The sequence below is a fragment of the Rhodovastum atsumiense genome, assembly GCF_937425535.1.
GTDB lineage: Bacteria > Pseudomonadota > Alphaproteobacteria > Acetobacterales > Acetobacteraceae > Rhodovastum > Rhodovastum atsumiense.
Genome location: NZ_OW485601.1, coordinates 4,144,297 through 4,161,493, shown reverse-complemented (window position 1 = coordinate 4,161,493; position 17,197 = coordinate 4,144,297). Strand labels below are relative to the sequence as shown.

At 66.9% G+C, this 17,197-nt stretch carries 16 protein-coding genes; all 16 read left to right on the top strand.

From position 1 onward, the window contains the following. Positions 1-24: 24 nt before the first annotated feature. The 16 genes from NBY65_RS18885 to NBY65_RS18810 all read left to right on the top strand — a co-directional run bounded on the left by NBY65_RS18885 (position 25) and on the right by NBY65_RS18810 (position 17,193). Positions 25-1,086, top strand: coding sequence for a type II secretion system protein (locus NBY65_RS18885; protein ID WP_150040301.1), 1,062 nt, complete (start codon positions 25-27; stop codon positions 1,084-1,086). An 88-nt stretch (positions 1,087-1,174) separates the two neighbouring features. Further along, entirely contained in the window at positions 1,175-1,891 is a 717-nt protein-coding gene (locus tag NBY65_RS18880) for a prepilin-type N-terminal cleavage/methylation domain-containing protein (RefSeq protein WP_150040302.1), read from the top strand. After that, complete coding sequence (locus tag NBY65_RS18875; protein WP_162530500.1) at positions 1,869-2,339, top strand: hypothetical protein; 471 nt, start codon at positions 1,869-1,871, stop codon at positions 2,337-2,339. Before NBY65_RS18880 ends, NBY65_RS18875 begins: the two co-directional genes overlap by 23 nt. Next, a complete protein-coding gene (locus NBY65_RS18870) occupies positions 2,336-3,445 on the top strand; it encodes a type II secretion system protein (RefSeq protein ID WP_162530501.1) in 1,110 nt (369 codons plus the stop codon). Before NBY65_RS18875 ends, NBY65_RS18870 begins: the two co-directional genes overlap by 4 nt. Further along, on the top strand, positions 3,436-5,196 hold the full coding sequence (locus NBY65_RS18865) for a hypothetical protein (RefSeq protein ID WP_150040304.1): 1,761 nt from the start codon (positions 3,436-3,438) through the stop codon (positions 5,194-5,196). Before NBY65_RS18870 ends, NBY65_RS18865 begins: the two co-directional genes overlap by 10 nt. A gap of 3 nt (positions 5,197-5,199) precedes the next feature. After that, positions 5,200-5,805, top strand: coding sequence for a hypothetical protein (locus NBY65_RS18860; RefSeq protein ID WP_150040305.1), 606 nt, complete (start codon positions 5,200-5,202; stop codon positions 5,803-5,805). A gap of 12 nt (positions 5,806-5,817) precedes the next feature. After that, positions 5,818-6,891 (top strand): type IV pilus twitching motility protein PilT, encoded by a 1,074-nt coding sequence (locus NBY65_RS18855; RefSeq protein ID WP_150040306.1) that lies wholly within the window; start codon positions 5,818-5,820, stop codon positions 6,889-6,891. Further along, complete coding sequence (locus NBY65_RS18850; protein ID WP_250265701.1) at positions 6,888-8,492, top strand: GspE/PulE family protein; 1,605 nt, start codon at positions 6,888-6,890, stop codon at positions 8,490-8,492. Before NBY65_RS18855 ends, NBY65_RS18850 begins: the two co-directional genes overlap by 4 nt. A 16-nt stretch (positions 8,493-8,508) precedes the next feature. Next, entirely contained in the window at positions 8,509-9,762 is a 1,254-nt protein-coding gene (locus NBY65_RS18845; protein WP_162530502.1) for a type II secretion system F family protein, read from the top strand. Positions 9,763-9,883: 121 nt separating this feature from the next. Then, positions 9,884-10,438 (top strand): pilus assembly protein PilP, encoded by a 555-nt coding sequence (locus NBY65_RS18840; RefSeq protein ID WP_150040309.1) that lies wholly within the window; start codon positions 9,884-9,886, stop codon positions 10,436-10,438. 10 nt (positions 10,439-10,448) lie between these two features. Beyond that, the gene (locus tag NBY65_RS18835) at positions 10,449-12,593 is read left to right on the top strand and encodes a DUF3438 family protein (RefSeq protein ID WP_150040310.1); all 2,145 of its coding nucleotides are present in this window, start codon (positions 10,449-10,451) and stop codon (positions 12,591-12,593) included. Continuing rightward, positions 12,590-12,826, top strand: a complete 237-nt coding sequence (locus NBY65_RS18830; protein ID WP_150040311.1) for a hypothetical protein — start codon at positions 12,590-12,592, stop codon at positions 12,824-12,826. The genes NBY65_RS18835 and NBY65_RS18830 overlap by 4 nt, the downstream gene beginning before the upstream one ends. Positions 12,827-12,912: 86 nt before the next feature. Further along, a complete protein-coding gene (locus tag NBY65_RS18825; protein WP_150040312.1) occupies positions 12,913-14,388 on the top strand; it encodes a di-heme oxidoreductase family protein in 1,476 nt (491 codons plus the stop codon). A gap of 8 nt (positions 14,389-14,396) precedes the next feature. Next, positions 14,397-15,236: a prepilin peptidase gene (locus tag NBY65_RS18820; protein ID WP_203330445.1), complete on the top strand. Its 840-nt coding sequence runs from the start codon at positions 14,397-14,399 to the stop codon at positions 15,234-15,236. A 7-nt stretch (positions 15,237-15,243) separates the two neighbouring features. Next, a complete protein-coding gene (locus NBY65_RS18815) occupies positions 15,244-15,732 on the top strand; it encodes a lytic transglycosylase domain-containing protein (RefSeq protein WP_250265700.1) in 489 nt (162 codons plus the stop codon). A gap of 69 nt (positions 15,733-15,801) precedes the next feature. Continuing rightward, positions 15,802-17,193: a 4Fe-4S binding protein gene (locus NBY65_RS18810; RefSeq protein ID WP_150040315.1), complete on the top strand. Its 1,392-nt coding sequence runs from the start codon at positions 15,802-15,804 to the stop codon at positions 17,191-17,193. The last annotated feature ends 4 nt before the right edge of the window (positions 17,194-17,197 follow it).

Below are 17,197 nucleotides of genomic sequence, written 5' to 3'. Positions count from 1 at the left end.
AGGGAAAAACAAGGAAGATTCCTCATGCGTTCTCTCCTCGACATCGCCCGCTCCGGGTTGCGGCCGAACCGTGCCATGCTGCGCAAGGTGAATGCGCTGCGCCGCCGCGCCGGCCAGTCCGGCTTCACCCTGCTGGAACTGCTGGTCGTGGTGGCGATCCTCGCGGCCATCGCCGGCACCGCCACCATCGTGCTGCAGGACACCGACCGCCGCGCCTCCGCCGCCGCCCACGTGGTGATCATGGACGAGCTGAAGAAGGGCGTGAACACCTTCCAGGTGCTGAACGGCGGCCAGTTGCCCAACAACTGGGACAGCCTGCTGCAGACCGAGACCGCGGTCACGGAAGGCGAGACAGCCACTCCCTCCCAGCTGTTGTCGATCATGGACGACGCGCTGCGTGACGGGGGTGACACCAGCACTACCAGCTCGGCCTTCCTGAAGATGATCGGACTGCCGGCCGGTGTCACCGAGGAGCTCAACACTGCCGGCATCACGAAGATGCGGGTGGTCCAAAATGCAGCCGTGACACCGAAGGACGCCAAGGTGGACTGCTCCGACCTTAAGCGCTTGATCAATGACACGCGTGACAGCACTGTCGCTAGCAACATCTACATGGCCCCCAGCAGCCACGGTTGCGGCGCAACCTACACCCTCGCCGATGGTGGGAATGTCGCTGTCTGGGTCGGTGGCCAGAAGCGTATCTTCGGGTCTGAGGCGATCGAGTTGGGCGGCAACGAAGATACCACTACCACCACCTACGGAGGTGTCATCGCGGCGAACGGCACTGCTCCGGGTCAGCGCCTGCTGATGGCAGTTGGCTTTGGTCCCGACACTACAATCTTCAACGGGAAAATCGGCGGGCTGACCACTGTACCGGTTTATCGGCATGTGGCGAAGGATGACTATAACCGCTTTATCGGCCTGATCGAGATCGCCAACACCCCTGAGACAGGAACTACAAGCGGTACCACGACTACCTATGAATGGCAGGCGATCACGCCAAGCCTGGTCGCGGTGGTCGATGGTGCCGGCGACACCAAGGACGAGGAACTGGGCGAGTGGGACGGCACCCGCAGCTCGCTCTGAGCCCGGTCGCCTGACAACTCCCCTGGTCCGGCGCGGGACTCCCGCGCCGGGCCTTCCCTCCGCCGGTTCGTGGACCGCTCCGTGCCCCATGACGTCGATTTCCCTGCCCAGGCCGTGGCCGCGCCGTCCCGCCCGTGGCTTCACCCTGGTGGAATTGCTGGTGACGCTCGCGATCCTGGCCGCGGTCGCCGGCATCGGCTCGCAATTCCTCTATCCGGCCATCGGCAACGCACGCCACGACATCACCCGCGACAGCATGAGGGCGGTGGTCGCCGCGATCCTGCGCTTCAGGCAGGATACCGGCTTCCTGCCCTGCACCGGACCGCTCGAGGCGGATACGAGCAGTTGTGGCAGTCCCTCACCCGCCAATCTTGCACAGATGTTCGTGCAACCTGATACCGGTGCCGGCACGGGCGACGAATGGGCCTGGAACGCCGATACCGGGCGCGGCTGGCGCGGCCCGTATCTGACCGGTTTCGCCCGGCAATATGTCACCGTCAGCAATGTCTATCCGGCTTCGTCGGATGGCAGCGTCGGCAGCGCCACCGTCAACGGCAGCCGTGTGGCGGCGGTCGCGGATTCCTACGTCTCCCGGCCGGTCGGAAGCCTGCTCAAATGGTACGACTCCACAATCAGCGAAAGTGCGGTCACCGGGCGTGGCAATCCGTTGCTGCTGTTCGTTGATCCATCCGACACCTTGCGCGCCAAGGGCTGCGTTGCACCCTGCCTCGTCAGCCTCGGCGAAGATGGGATCTTCGGCCCCGATACGAACGGCAATGACGATGATCTCGTCCTCAATTTCTGATCTTTCACGTCGTGCCCTGCTGGTTGCCGCCTGCTGCATCGCATGGCCCGGTCCCTGCATCGCGGTCGAGGACAGCGCCTATGTGCCGGTGGAGTTCGCCCGCTTCATCGCCGAGCAGCGTGCGCCGGAAGGCCGCGTCATTCCGCTGCGTCCGGACCGCGTGCGCTTCGAGGCGACGGTGATGAGCCAGCCGCGGACGGCGCGCACCGATTACCTGATGGAAGTCCTGCGCTTCCTGCAGGTGGAGCCGATGCCCGAGGTGTCGCGACAGATGTTCCTGCGCGCCGACAACGGCGTGGTGCATGCGGTCTATGTCGGCGATCCGGCGGCGGCCATGATCCGCGAGCGTTTCGCCAATGGCAGCCGGGCGACCTTTTTCGGCCTGCGCGTCTACAGCTACGGCAAGGGGCCGGCGATCCTGCTGGAAGCGGTGGGACCGGCGCCATGATGCGGACAAGGCGGCAGCCCCTGGCCGAGGTCGGCTTCACGCTGATGGAATTGCTGGTGGCCCTGGCCATTCTGTCGGTGGCGGCCTACGCGGCGCTGGACACGGTGGCGCAGGATACCGGACCGACGCGATTCCAGGATACGCGGCAGCGTCTGGAAATGATTCGGACCGCGGTGCTCGGACAGCCGGGGCGCAGCGTCAACGGCGAGCCTGATATCGCCGGATTCGTCGCCGATATCGGCCGGCTGCCGAAGAACCCGCAGGAACTGATAAGTCGGCCGGGTGCTGACACTGCCGACACCAGTGATGACATACCGGAATGGGGTCTTGATGCTGTCAAGACCACTGGCCTGTATGTTGGCTGGCGCGGACCGTACCTGCTGGCATTTCGTGAGGTTACCAGCAAGGAGCGGGCTTTCCGCGATGGATGGGGAAATATCGCAAAAGGCAAGGCACTTGCCTCGAACGGAGAAAATACCAGCCTGTTTGGTTGGCATCGATTCGGATCCGCCACCGATAACCTGTATGTGCAAAGCTATGGCGCGGACGGCAAGGCAAATGAAGTTAATACCTACAATAACCAGGATGCCTTTCTGAAAGATTATCCGCCTTCGGCGAATCCAGACGACCCTACGGGCCTGCCCGACCCCTTGGTGGCCGCAAGTGACTGGCGGGTCGCGCTCGGGCAGTTGCAACTCCGGCTGGTTAACCGCAGTGGCACGAATCTGGCATTCACCGAGTCGAAGATTTGTGCCGCTCTCTATTATGTTTCGAACGGAAAGGTCGAGACGGCTAGCAGCACTCCGACCCCGCTGCCGGCCACGAGTCTTGCCGCGGGTGATGCGGCACTGGTGACCCTGCCTTTCAGCAAAACACCATGGCTGCCGATGGGGCGCGCCGCCCTGCGGCTGTTCCTCACGGCCTCTGACAACACCTGCAACAGCACTCCCATCTTGCTGCCCGGCAGCTACGATCGAATCACGGAAAAACGCTGTTCTACCGACTTTGATAAGGCAACTCCCGGCCTGGCCTGCGGCACCCGCCTGTTGACGTTGTTGCCTCCGGCGATGCCGGCCCAGATCGATTGGGATCTGACATGGCGCTAGCACGCCCCCCGTCCATGGCCACCGCGGAGCGGCCGCGCCTCTCGCTCGCAGCCCTGGCCGGGAAGCTGCTACCAGGTGCCGGCAGCCGGCTGGTGTGCAGCTACGATGGCGTCACCCTGCAGGCGGCCCTGGCCACCCGTAACGGTGGCAGCATCACCTTGTCCGCCACGGCCAGCACGCAGGCCGCTGATCTGGCGCAGGCGGTGGCGGAACTCCGGCGTGCCTGCACCACCGGCGGCACCCAGCCGGTCGTCGCCTGCCTTGCCACGCCGCAGGTGGTGACCGTCTGCCTCGATCTCGGGGTCGATCCCGCCAAACCGCGACCGGCCAGGGAAATGACGGAGCTGGTCCGCTGGGACATGGAATCCGAGGTCGCCACCGCCGCCGCCAACTGGACCGTCACCGACCTGCTGGCGCTGCGTGGCGATCTGCAACGGGACTGCATCGCCGACCTGCACGCCGAGGCGGCGCAGGAAGGGCTGCAAGGCAACGGCACCATCGCCCGCCGTGCCGCCGAGATCGCGGTGGAACGTGGCCTGGTGACCCGCGAGGCGGCCACGGCCGCCGGCCGCGCGCTCTCCCGCCTCGTCACCACCGAGGAGGATCTGATCTGCGCCTGGGCGCCGCAACCGGCCGGCCGCAGCGGCGGCACCGCCGCATGGCTGTGCGCGGCAATCGGGCGCAATGCCCGCGACGAATGGCAGGCGGCCTTCGCCGATGCCCGGCTGCGCCTGGAATGGCTCTATCCGGCCGCCGGCACCGCCACTCTGCCGCTGCTGCGTGCCCAGTCCGGGACGACCCGCGAGGTGCTGGTGGAGATGCAGGGAGCGACCGTCAGCGTGCTGGTCGCCTCCGGCGGTCGCATCCGGGCCCTGCAAAGTGCCTCCGCGCGGGGCGGCGACGGGGCCGCGGTGGCGGCGGAGCTGTGCGAGAAGGTGATCGACCCGCGCACCGGCCGCGTGGCCGTGGCCGGCCCGGCGGCATGGGCCGAGGCGGTGCGGTCGGGGCTGTCCAGCCCGGTCGAGGTCGTGGCGGTATCGGCCGACCCGCTGCCGGGGCTGGCCGCGCACGCTCTGGGCCTGGCCGGGCGCGACCTGCTGGCGCGGCTGCCCGCCACCGATCCGCCGCCGCCGCCCTGGCGGCGCCCGGATGCGCTGCGCTGGGCCGCGGTGGCGCTCACCCTGCTCGCGCTGGCCGGCGTGGAAACCAGCATCCGCCTGAAGATCCATGCCAACCAGCAGCGCCTGGCGCAGCTCGACCGCGAATTCGACGAGATGCTCCAGCGCAACCAGGAGACCCAGAAGCAGATCGACGCGGTGAACCAGAAGAAGCGCGAGCTGGCCACCCTGGAAAAGCAGGTGGACGAGACGCAGATGCAGATCGGGCTGATCCAGGACGTCCTGATGGTGCGGGAAAAGATGATCCCGAGCCTGGTCACCGCCCTGCAGCGCGCCGTCAATGACGATGTCTTCCTGCTCTCGATCAGCGAGACCGAGACCAACAGCAGCATCTTCGAACTGCGCGGCTGGGGGCTGACCGACACCGCCGTGCACCTGTTCACCAGCCGCCTGGCACAATCGGTGGCACGGCTCGGCCTCAATATCGGTCCGCGCGAGGATCTGCGCCGGGGGCGCGACCGGCTGGATGTCGATGGCTACCTGTTCTCGGTGCGGCTGATGCGCACCCAGGTGGCCGCCCCGCCGCCGCCGAAGCCGCCGTCCCCGACCCCGCCACGGCGGCGAAAGACCTGACCGATGCACCTGCCCAGCCTCGCCCATCTCAGCCCCGCTGAACGCAACCGGCTGACTGTCATCGTCATCCTGCTGCTGGTGGGGCTGTTCGTGCCGCTGTTCTACCTGCGCTCCAGCGAGGATCTCCGCTTTGCCGAGAACATGGTGCAGCGCCGGCTCGATCGCATGCAGCGCCGCGGCCAGGATCTGAAGCCGCCGACCGAGAACCTGCAGCCGTTGGACCGCAAGGTAACGGAGCTGCAGCGTCGGCTCGACGAGAGCCGCCGTGCCCTGAGCGAGCAGAAGCGCAACTTCGCCGCGACCGGCGCCGAGGCCCAGCAGTCGATGCGGGTGGAGATCTCGGACCTGGCCGATGCGGTCGGGCTCATCGTGGAGACCCTGACCATCGGCCCGGCCGATTCCGCCCTGCTGAACGGCCGGGCGGTGGCGTCACTGCATGGGCATGGCCCGTTCCACGCCGTGCAGAACCTGCTGCGGGGCATGAAGGATCTGTCCTACCGGGTGGCGGTGATCCGCTTCGCCATGGAAGCAGCGCCTGCGGCCGGCGCGGGCCAGGCCGCGGCGGCCGATGACGGCACCGTCCGCATCACTCTGCAACTCGTGCTGTAGGGGACATCCGTCATGCACGATTCCCGACTGGTGGCGCTGCTGAGCGAAATGGTCTCGCTGGGGGCATCCGATGTGCATGTCTCCGCCGGGTTGCCGACCTGCTTTCGCCTCAATGGCGCGCTGCGCAGCGATCCGGCGCATTGCTGGGACAACGACACCCTGCGCGTCATGGTGCTGTCGATCCTGAGCCCCCGGCAGGCCGGCATGCTGGAAGCCGACCGGCAGGTCGATCTTGGGATCGGTGTCGGCGCCGAACGCTTCCGGGTGAATGTCTACTTCGCGCGCGGCGGTCTGTGCCTGGCGCTGCGCCATCTCGACAACCGGTTCCGCTCGCTGGAAGCACTGGGCCTGCCCGCGCGGCTGCGCGCCCTGGCGGCGCTGCACGATGGGCTGGTGCTGGTCACCGGCGCCACCGGCAGCGGCAAGAGCACCACCCTGGCCGCCCTGCTGGCGGAGGTGAACCGCACCCGCGACTGCCATGTCATCACCATCGAGGACCCGATCGAGTTCGTCCACGAGAACGGCCGCAGCCTGATCCACCAGCGCGAGTTGCTGGCCGACGTGCCGGATTTCCCGAGCGCCGTACGGGCCGCGCTGCGCGAGGACCCGGATGTGCTGCTGGTGGGCGAGATGCGCGACCTGGAGACCATCCGTACCGCGCTGACCGCGGCCGAGACCGGACATCTGGTGTTCTCCACCCTGCACACCAACGATGCCGTGGGTGCCATCGAGCGCGTGGTCGGCAGTTTCCCCGCCGACGAGCAGCCCCTGGCGCGGCAACGGCTGGCGATGACGCTGCGGGCGGTGATCGCGCAGCGCCTGCTGCCGTTGCGCGACGGCAAGGGACGGGTGGCCGCGGTCGAGGTGCTGATGGTCACCTCGGCCGTGGCCAACATGATCGACAAGGGACGCTCCCGGCAGATCTACGGCACCATGCAGACCGGCATGCAGGATGGCATGCAGACGCTGGAGCAATCGCTCGCCATGCTGGTGCAGGGGCGTCGCATCCTGCCGGACATCGCCGAGCGCGCCACCCCGAACCCGGCCGTGCTGGCCGAATTGCTGCGCGGCGGGATCCAGCGGTGATCGCCGAGGAAACCCTGATCGAGGCGGCGCTGGGCGCCGGGCTGATCGACCCGGACCTGCTGCCGTCCCTGCGCCTGCGCGCCCGTCGCGAGCGGGTGCGGCTGCTCGACATGGTCATGCAGTCATGCCGCCTGCCGATCACCGCGCTGTACCACGCCCTGGCGCGCGCCCGGCAGATCCCGTTCCTCTCCGACCAGCAGATCCATCCCGACCTGCTGCTGCTCGGCCGGCTGCCGGCGAACCTGGTGCGCAGCCGCCTGTTCCTGCCCTCGCGCCCGCCGCAGGGGGGGCTGGTGCTGGTGCTGTCCGATCCCGATGACGAGGCGGCGCGCGAAGCGTTGCGCCGGGTGAGCGAGGAGCATTTCACGGAGGCTTTCGCCGATCCCGACACGCTGCGCATCCTGCTGCTGCGCGGCCTGCGCCGCGGCAACGAGCCGGGGGCCGAGCCGGCCGCCAATCCGGTGGCGCTGATGGAGGAGCTGTTCCAGGAAGCCTGGCTGCGCCGCGCCTCCGATATCCACCTGGAGCCACGGCGCGAGGACATGCAGGTGCGGCTGCGGGTCGATGGCCGCCTGCAGCGCTTCCGCCGCCCGCTGACCACCGCCGAGGGCATCGGGTTGCTGAACCGCATCAAGGCGCTGGCGCAGCTCGATATCGCCGAGCACCGCGCGCCGCAGGACGGCAGCTTCAGCTTCCGCCTGGGCGGTCAGGCCAGCGGCGAGTTCGACGTGCGTGTCGCCACTGTGTCCACCCGCTGGGGCGAGCGGGTGACGATGCGCCTGCTCGGCCAGCAGACCGGCGAGTTCCGCCTCGAGGACCTGCAGATGCCGCCGGCCCTCCTGGCCGGCTTCCGCGGCATGCTGGCGCGTCCGCACGGGCTCGTGCTGATCACCGGCCCGACCGGCAGCGGCAAGACCACGACGCTCTATGCGGCGCTGCGCGCGCTCGACCACGAGACCAGCAACATCCTCACCGTCGAGGACCCGGTGGAGCAGGTGATCGACGGTCTGACCCAGGTGGAGGTCGGAGCGAAAGTCAGTTTCGCGCAGGCGCTGCGGTCCTTCCTGCGGCACGACCCGGACATCATCCTGGTCGGCGAGATCCGTGATGGCGAGACCGCCGACATCGCCCTCAAGGCCGGCCTGACCGGCCATCTGGTGTTGGCGACACTGCACACCAACGATGCCGCGGCGGCGCTGACCCGGCTGGTGGACATCGGCTGCGACCGGCATCTGGTCGCCGCCACGGTGGTGGGGGTGGTGGCGCAGCGCCTGGTGCGGCGCCTGTGCCCGCATTGCCGGCGGCGACGGCCGGCCACAGCGGCGGAAGCGGACCGATTGCGTCGCCCCGCCGAGGGGCTCGAACTGCACGAGGCGGTGGGATGTCCCCATTGCCTGGGCAGCGGCTATGCCGGGCGGATCGGCCTGTATGGCGCGGTCAGCCTCGACGCCGCGCTGGCCCGCCAGATTGCCGGGGGCGCCGACGAACACGCGATCCGGGCGGCCAGCGGCGCCATGCCGCTGGCCGAGGATGCCCGCCGCAAGGTGCTGGAAGGCATCACCTCGCTCGACGAAGTGGCCGCGCTGGCCATCGATCCCTAGGCGGAGCGCAGGACACATGCCGAGCTTCTCCTATCTGGCCCTGGACCGTGGCGGACGCGAGCACAGCGGCGTGCTGGAAGCGGATTCACTGCGCGCCGCCGGCATGGAACTGCGCCGGCGCTCGTTGCGGGTGGTGCGCCTGCACGAAGGCGGCGCGCCGCGCGGCCTGCGGGGGATGGCGTGGCAGGTGGCGCGTGAGCTGCTGCCGGCACGGCTGCTGCGCCGCCTGCCGGTGCGCAGCGGCGACCAGATCTTCTTCTTCTACCAACTGGCCCTGATGGTTTCCTCCGGCAGCACCGTGGTGGATGCGTTGAAATCCACGGCCCCGCTCTGCGGCAAGCTCGCGCTGGAGCGGGCCTCGTTGCGGATGGTGGAGGCGATCCACAGCGGGGCCAGCCTGTCCCAGGCGATGCAGCGGGAGGGGCGGTTGTTCCCGCCCCTGGCCGCCGCGCTGGTGGCGGCGGGAGAGGCCAGCGGCGACCTGGCGCTGGTGCTGGAGCGTCTGGCCGACAGCCTTGAGCGCAGCCTGGAGATGAAGCGCAACCTGTTCAGCGCAACGCTGTATCCCTCGATCGTCATGCTCTCGGCGGTGCTGCTCATGTGGGCGCTGCTGCGCTTCGTGGTGCCGGCCTATGCCAAGTTCTTTGCCGGCCGGCGGCAGGCCATGCCGTTCCTGCTCGGCAGGTTCATCGCCTTGTCGGACTGGCTGGAGGTGTATGGCCTCTATCTGGCGGGCGGGCTCGGCCTCGGCCTGTTCCTGATCCTGGCCGCCTACACCACCGCCCGCGGCAAGTTCGTGATCGATGTCGTGCTGCTGCGCCTGCCGCTGGTCGGCTACGCCCTGCGCACCGCCGCCATGGCCCGGTTCAGCCAGACGCTGGCGATGCTGCTGGCCAGCGGCCTGACCATGCTGGAGGGGCTGGAGGTGGTGGCGCGGGTCACCGACAATGCGTCCCTGGCCCGGTCGTTCCGCAAAATGCGCGAGGAAATCGTGCGCGGACGGCCGCTGACCAGCAGCGTGCGACAGGCGAACATCCCGCCTTTGATCTGCCAGATGGTGGGGGTCGGCGAGCGCTCCGGTGAACTGAGCGAGGTGCTGGCGCAGGCGGGACGTTACTATGACCGCCAGTTGACCGCCCGCGTCAAGCTGATGATCACCTGGCTTGAACCGGCGATGATCCTGGTGGTGGGCGGCATGGTCGGCCTGATTTATTTCGCGATCTATCAGGCGATCCTGCGGGCCGCCACGGGTGGGGCAGGAAACATCTGAATGCGACGTCCATCGATCAAATTCCTTGCTTCCCCAGAATTGAGCCAGCGCCCCGTGGAAGACACCCGTTCCGCTCGCACGTGCAGCAACGGCTGGCGCAGCGATGCGGGATATTGTGCCAATGAAGCTGAGTCCTTCCATGCCGGATGGTGCCCTGCCCCGCGTCTGCCTGGCCGGTGCCGGCCGTCGTCGCGGCCGGTCGCGTTGCCTGTCGGCCACGATGCTGCTGCTCGTGGTCCTGCAGGCCACGGCCACCGCAGCGCCACCGCCCGGACAGGCAGTGCCGCCCCTTCCCGCCGACCCCGCCCCGGCGGAGGAACGTCCCGAAGAAGCGGCGGGAGCGCCGGGCCCGCTGCGCAATCCCTTCGCGCCCTCGGCGCGGGTGCTTGGGCTGTCCGGCAAGAGCGCCCTGACCGGCAATGCAGATTTCCGTCCCAATCCCGGCGCGATGCGCCTGCCGAAGCTGAAATTGCGTGGTCTGGTACAGGGAAAATCGAAAGGCGGGATCGTGGCGCTGCTCGAAGTGGAGAAGGTCGGCGTCTATCTGGTGCAAATCGGCGATATCATCGGCCTGCCTGGTGGCAGCAACGAGACGGTGCTCAAGGTACGCGAGATCACCGAACTGAGCCTGATCGTCGAGGTGGGCTCTCTTGGTCAGTTGATCATCATCCGTTGAATCGTCCGTGATGTCATTCCTCTCCTTCCTGCGCGCCGGCATCCTCGCCATCGGGCTGAGCCTGATATCCGTCCCGCTGCCGGCGGCGGCGCCATCGGTCGGCCCTGCCGAGGGCCATGTCTTCGATACGCTGGAATTCAAGGAAGCCAGGATCCTCGATGCGGTCCGGGTCATCGCCGCGCAAAGCGGGATCAACATCGTTGCCACCGAGGCGGCCGGACAACGGGTGATCTCGCTCTATCTCCGCCGGGCCTCGGTGCGCCAGGCGATCGAATCGATGTCGCGGGTCGCCGGTCTCTGGTTCAACCGCAATCGTGCCACCGGCGTGTACACGCTGATGACAGCGCGCGAGTATCAGGACAATCTGATTGTCTTTCGCGAAAACTACACGCGCACCTTCACCTTGCGGCACCAGAATGTCATCGACACCGCGCGTGCGATCAAGGCGCTGTTCGGCGACCGCGTGAAACTGACGATCGGCCAGGATGACGCGCTGCAGGAATTCCAGCGCGCCATCGGCCGCAGCGGCGGGCGCAGCGGCAGCAGCGTCGCCTTCAGCGGCGGGACCGGCAGCACATCGACAGCCACCGCCGTGCAGGGAAGCGCCGGCGGTGGCGGCCAGAGCGGACAGGACAACCTGGCCAACCTCGCCGGTCAACGCAGCGGCAATGGCAATCTGACGCCCGAGCAGATCCGGCTGCTGCAGGAGATGTCACTCGGCGAGGGGGCAGAGGCCATGCCGAAGGTCTCGGAGACCGCCCTGGCCAGCGTGCGCAATCAGGACCCGAGCGTCTATGTCACCGTCAACCGCCTGCACAACATTCTCTACGTCCGCAGCAGCGACGAGGAAGCCATCGATCAGATCGCCCGCGTGGTGGCCGAAAGCGACCGTCCGACGCCGCAGGTCCTGCTGGAGATGAAGGTGCTGGAGCTGAGCATCGGCAAGGGCTTCAATTCGGTGTTCGACATGACGGTGGCCGGTGGTTCGAGCGTGCTGGGGCTGGGAAACTCGACGGGCACGACGACGGGCACGCTGCTGTTTCAGGTCGTCAGCAAGCAACTGACGGCAAACCTGCAGATCCTGGAAAGCCAGAACCGGGTGCATATCCTCGCCACCCCGATGATCATGGCAACCAATTCCACCCCCGCGCAGTTGTTCATCGGCGAGGAGCGGGTGATCGTCACCGGCTTCAGCCAGACCACCACGGTCGGGACGACCGGCGCCACGACCACGTACTTCACGGCCCAGACCGAGCAACGCGACATCGGCACCACGCTGCGCATCGTGCCGCGCATCAACAGCGACCGTACCGTGACGCTGCTGGTGCAGCACGACGATTCCACCGTCAACATCGGTGCCGGATCCTTGCCGGTCACCGACACTGCCGGCAACATCCAGGAGCTGGCGATCGACACCGTCAGCACCTCCAACATCCAGGGTGTGGTCACCGCCCGGGATGGGTTGTCGGTGGCCATGGGCGGACTGATCCGCCGCCAGACCACACGCAACCAGGACCGGGTGCCGATCCTGGCCGACGTACCGCTGCTCGGCTTCTTCTTCAAGCGGATCGACAACGAGGACAGCCGCAAGGAAATCGTCGTCCTCATCACGCCGCATATCTTCTTCACCCCGGCCGAGGCGGAAACCACTTCGCAGGATCGCGTCGCAGCCAATTCGGGCAATTCGATGCTGCCCACCGACGGGTTCGCGGCTTCCAAAACCTATGGCCAGAAGGCCGCCCCCGAGGCACTGATCGCGCTGGCGCGGGCCACCCGCCTGGCCGATTCCGGGCTCAGGCCCGAGAACCTGCAGCTCTCGTTCATGCCGCTGCCTGCCGAGCCGACCGTGCAGCTTCTTGCCGCGGCAACACTGCAGATCGTGCCACGCGCCGCCTGGCGGCAGGGCGGGCTCTATGCCACCGTGGCGACGATACGCAACCTCGCCGGCACCCCGGCAGAGCTTGATCCGCGCCAATTGCTGGGACGCTGGCAGGCCGTCAGCTTCGAACGGCCGACGCTGGCCTCCGGCAACGGGCCGCTTGCCAGTACCACGGGCTATTTCCTGTCGGACCGGCCGTTCGGCGAGGTCATCGCCGCGCTGACCGGTGGCGGAGCCCGAATCCCCCAGCCTTCGTCCAGGACGGGCCTGCAATGACCGGCCTGTCGCTGCGGCCGGTCGCCGCTCTGCTGCTGCTGGGGCTGGCGGCGGGCGGCTGCACGCTGGTTCCCTCCACAAGTGCCACGCCCATTCCCGGCGTGGTCAGTTCCACCAGGGCCGGTGAAATGACGTTGTTCGTCTTCACCGACCAGGACGGCCGCACCGACCTGCCGGAGCGGCGCGGCTATGACCTGCGCTTTCCCCTGGTGGACGCGAGGCAGCCGCCATGAAGCATCTTCCCGCCGGACCGCTGCCGGCGATCGACCCGCCATGTCCGACCTTCACGTTGCCGTCGAACCGGACGGAGATCTGAGAAATGCCACGCTCTGTCTTCGCCACGCGCCCTCCTGGTCGCCTCCGCCGCCGCCTGCTGGCGGGCCTGTGTGGCGTTTCGGTGCTGGTGCTTGGCTACCATTTCGTCTCCAGCCGGTTTGTTCCGGCCTACGGGAACAGGCCCGAGGAAATGGCGCCACTGCGCGGAGCGGACCCGCGTGCCCTGTTGGCCGGCGACCTGACGCATTTCCGCTTCGGCACCCGCAGCTACTCGCAACCGGCCCCGAACCTGCCCTGGCAGTTGGAAGCGGCCTTCAATAACGGCGACGGCGATTTCGCCCGCCGCTTCAAGCCGGCCGACCCCGCCTCCCACGGTGTCGAGGGGTATGGGCTCGGGCCGCTGTACAACAACGTTTCCTGCGAATCCTGCCATTTCCGCGACGGCCCATCGGATCCCTCGCAACCGGGCAACGCACTGGTGCGGATCAGCGTCCCCGGGCAGGACGCGCATGGTGGCCCGAGACCCCACCCGGTCTATGGCGGTCAGTTCGCCGACCGGGCCGTGCCCGGCATGGCTCCGGCCGGACGCGTCGACATAAGCTGGATCGAGCTGCCGGACCGTTATCCGGACGGCCAGCCCTTCAGCCTGCGTCGGCCGCAGATCCGGCTGACGGAACCTGGCTACGGCGAGATCGGAGCGGAGACCATGCTGTCGCTGCGCGTCCCGCCCGGCGTGTTCGGGCTCGGCCTGCTGGAGGCGGTCCCGGACATCACCTTGCGGCGCTGGACGCAGGAGAATGCCCAGTCGGGCGGGGCCGTGCGCGGCCATCCGAATATCGTCTGGGACCCGGCGCAGCGGCGGATGCGCATCGGCCGTTTCGGCTGGAAGGCCGAGGAAAGTTCGGTGCTCAACCAGAGCGCCGGCGCCGCGGTCAACGACATGGGCGTGACCAGCCGCATCCATCCCGCCGAGGCCTGCATGGCCACCATCGATGCCTGCCGCGCCACGCCGCCCTCGGGACCCGCGGGCCAGCCGGAGTTTCGTGATCAGGCGATCGAGGATGTCGCCACGTACGTGCAGTTGCTGGGTGTGCCGGGCCGTGCCGGCATCGATGATCCGCAGGTGCTGCAGGGGGAAGCCCTGTTCCGGGGGATTGGCTGCATTGCCTGCCATCGCACCGACATTCTCACCGGGGATGACCATCCGTTGCGGCGGCTGCGCAACCAGCGAATTCATCCCTACACCGATTTGCTGCTGCACGACATGGGCGAGGGTCTGGCCGATCACCGTCCCAGCTTCGCTGCCTCGGGGCAGGAGTGGCGAACCGCACCGTTGTGGGGGATCGGCCTGCGCCAGCGCGTCAATGGCCACACGTTCTTCCTGCATGACGGTCGTGCGCGCGGCCTCGAGGAGGCGATCCTCTGGCACGGCGGAGAGGCCGCGGGTGCCAGCCAGGCCTTTCGGGCCCTGACCGCCGTGGATCGTGCGGCACTCATTCGTTTCCTCAATTCGCTCTGAGCATGCCCATGTCGCCTGCCGCGTCGATTCCCCTCCAGATCCTGCTGCCGGCACTGGCCGGACTTGGCCTTGCGGTCGGCAGCTTCCTGAATGTCGTCATCCACCGGCTGCCTCTGATGCTCGAACAGCAATGGCTGACCGCGCTGCACGAGGCCGAACCGACGGAAGCGGCGCTGCCAGCCAGGCGCCTGACGCTGTTCTGGCCGCCGTCACAGTGTCCGCATTGCGCGCAGCCGGTGCGGCCATGGCAGAATATCCCGCTGCTCAGTTACCTGCTGCTGCGCGGGCGCTGCGGTCATTGCCGGGCCCCTATTTCCGCGCGCTATCCGATGGTGGAACTGGCGTGCGGCCTGGGCTTCGGCCTGCTGGCGGCCCTTGTGCCGCAATCGCCCGGCACACTGGCACTGGCTTCGGTGCTGACGGCCGCCTTGCTGGCCCTGGCGGTGATCGATCTTGAACAGCGGCTGTTGCCGGATGTCATTGTGTTGCCGCTGCTCTGGCTTGGGCTGCTGGCCAATTTGCACGGCCGCTTCGTGTCATTGCCGGAAGCGGTGCTGGGGGCGGTGGCCGGGTATGGCGTCCTGTGGATGGTGTCGCGCCTCTACCGGTTGCTGCGCGACCGCGACGGCATGGGCGAGGGCGACCTCAAGCTGCTGGCCGCGCTCGGTGCCTGGTTCGGCTGGCAGATGCTCGCACCGATGCTGTTGCTGGCCAGCCTGGGAGCGCTCGTCACCCTGGCGGTCCTGTGGCCAACCGGCCGCGCCGCGCGTTTCGAGCACGTGCCCTTCGGTACTTTCCTCGGCGCGGCCGGCTGGATCTGTCTGCTGATGCAGCTGATCGGGAGATAGGCAGGCGATGTCGATTCCCTACCTCGCCTGCATGTTGACGGTTTCGACCGCCTTCGGCCTGCCACCGCGCGTGCTGCCCGCGATCCAGGCCGTTGAAGGTGGAAAGCCCGGGATGGAAAGCGTCAACAAAAACGACAGCAAAGATCTCGGCGTGATGCAGATAAATACATTATGGGTGCCAGTGTTTTCTGCGAAAATTGGCATGAAACCCGAGGAAATTTATAAAAACCTTGTTGAAAAGCCATGTTTCAACATTGCAATCGCGGGAGCAATAATGAAAATATACATTGATGAAGCCAAAGGCGATATTATTAAAGCAATTGGATATTATCATTCTCATACGCCGGCGCTGAGCGCGCAATATCAACTCCGGGTGGCCAGGGCGGCGGCCCGGCTGTTTGCCGCGATCGCCCCGGCGTCATCTCCTTCCCCTTCCCCTTCCCCTTCCCCTTCCCCTTCCCCGTCATCGTCCCCGGCCATGGTGGCGGCACGCTGAATCGTCCGTTGTCACGGCGTGGTCGGTGCGGCGGACAAGCAGGTTCAAAAACGGAGCACGGAGCGGAGAATGTTGGACGCCAGACGCGGCCTTGCCGACAGGTTGGAGCGGTTTCTCGCCCACCATCACGACAAGTTCCTCATATCCCAATTCATCTTTCTGATCGTCTTTGTTTCGATCATTTTCGTGCCGCCGTTCCTGGGGGAGCCGGCGCTGGAGGACACGCGCTACACCCATTGGGGGTTGTTCGCGAACTACCTGCTATGGAGCTTGTGGTTTCCACTGGTGCTGATTTCGGTGGTGTTCACTGGCCGAAGCTGGTGCGGCATCTTCTGTCCGATGGGGGCGTCCTCGGAATGGGCCAGCCGCTACGGCCTGCACCGCCCGATCCCAAGCTGGATGCGCTGGGAAGGCACGCCGCATGTCAGCTTCCTGATCATCACCATTCTGGGCCAGACGACCGGCGTACGCGAGCATCCGGAAAGCGTGATGCTGCTGTTCGGTGGCATGTTTGCCTGCGCGGTGCTGTTCGGCGTGCTGTTCGCGCAGGGCAAGCGTGCCTGGTGCCGTCATACCTGTCCGGTCGGTTTGCTCCTGGGGCTGTTCTCGCGGCTGGGTGTTGTCCAGTTCTGGCCGAAGCGCCGTGCCCCTGGCGAGAATCGTTATGCTGAACGCGGCATGTGCCCGACAATGATCGACATTAATCGGAAGGATGAATCACGCCACTGCATCGAGTGCTTCAAGTGCGTGCATCCGGAGAGCGGCGGCGGGCAAAAGATGAGCTTCCGTCGCCCCGGCATGGAAATCGAGCAGATTCGCCACTACAACCCAAATGTCATGGAGGTGGCGTTCTTCTTCATCGGCATCGGCACGGCACTCGGTGGATTTCTGTGGCTGGTCCTGGAATCTTATCAGGAGATGCGCCAGAACCTGGGCGTCTGGGCGCTGTCGCATGGCCATTCCTGGATTGGCGGGACGGGTCCATCCTGGCTGATGAGCGTGCATCCGGAACGTGGCGAGGTCTTCAACTGGCTCGATTTCATCCTGATCAGCGGCTACATGCTGGTCTGGGCGGGGGGCACAGCCGTCGTGTTGGGGCTGGCAACACTGGCGTCCGCTTATCTGGCCGGCAGCAAGGCAGCGACCGGCACGCTGTATCAGCGCTTCCTTGAACTTGGCTATCAGTACGCGCCGGTTTGCCTGGTTTCCCTGATCATCGGCCTCGGCTACAACCTGTTCCTGCCCCTTGGATATTTTGGAGACTCCGCGCCAGACATTGCCAAGGAAGTGCTGTTGGCAATGGGGCTGCTCTGGAGCGTCCATCTCGGCAACCGCATTCTGGCCGAGCAGAACGTGAGGGGGTTCCGCCGGGTGATGGCGCTGCTTCCCGGCATTGCAGGCAGTGCCGCAACCGGCTTCGCCTGGTGGATCGCGATTTTTGGCCCCCCTGGAGCAGGCTGACCCG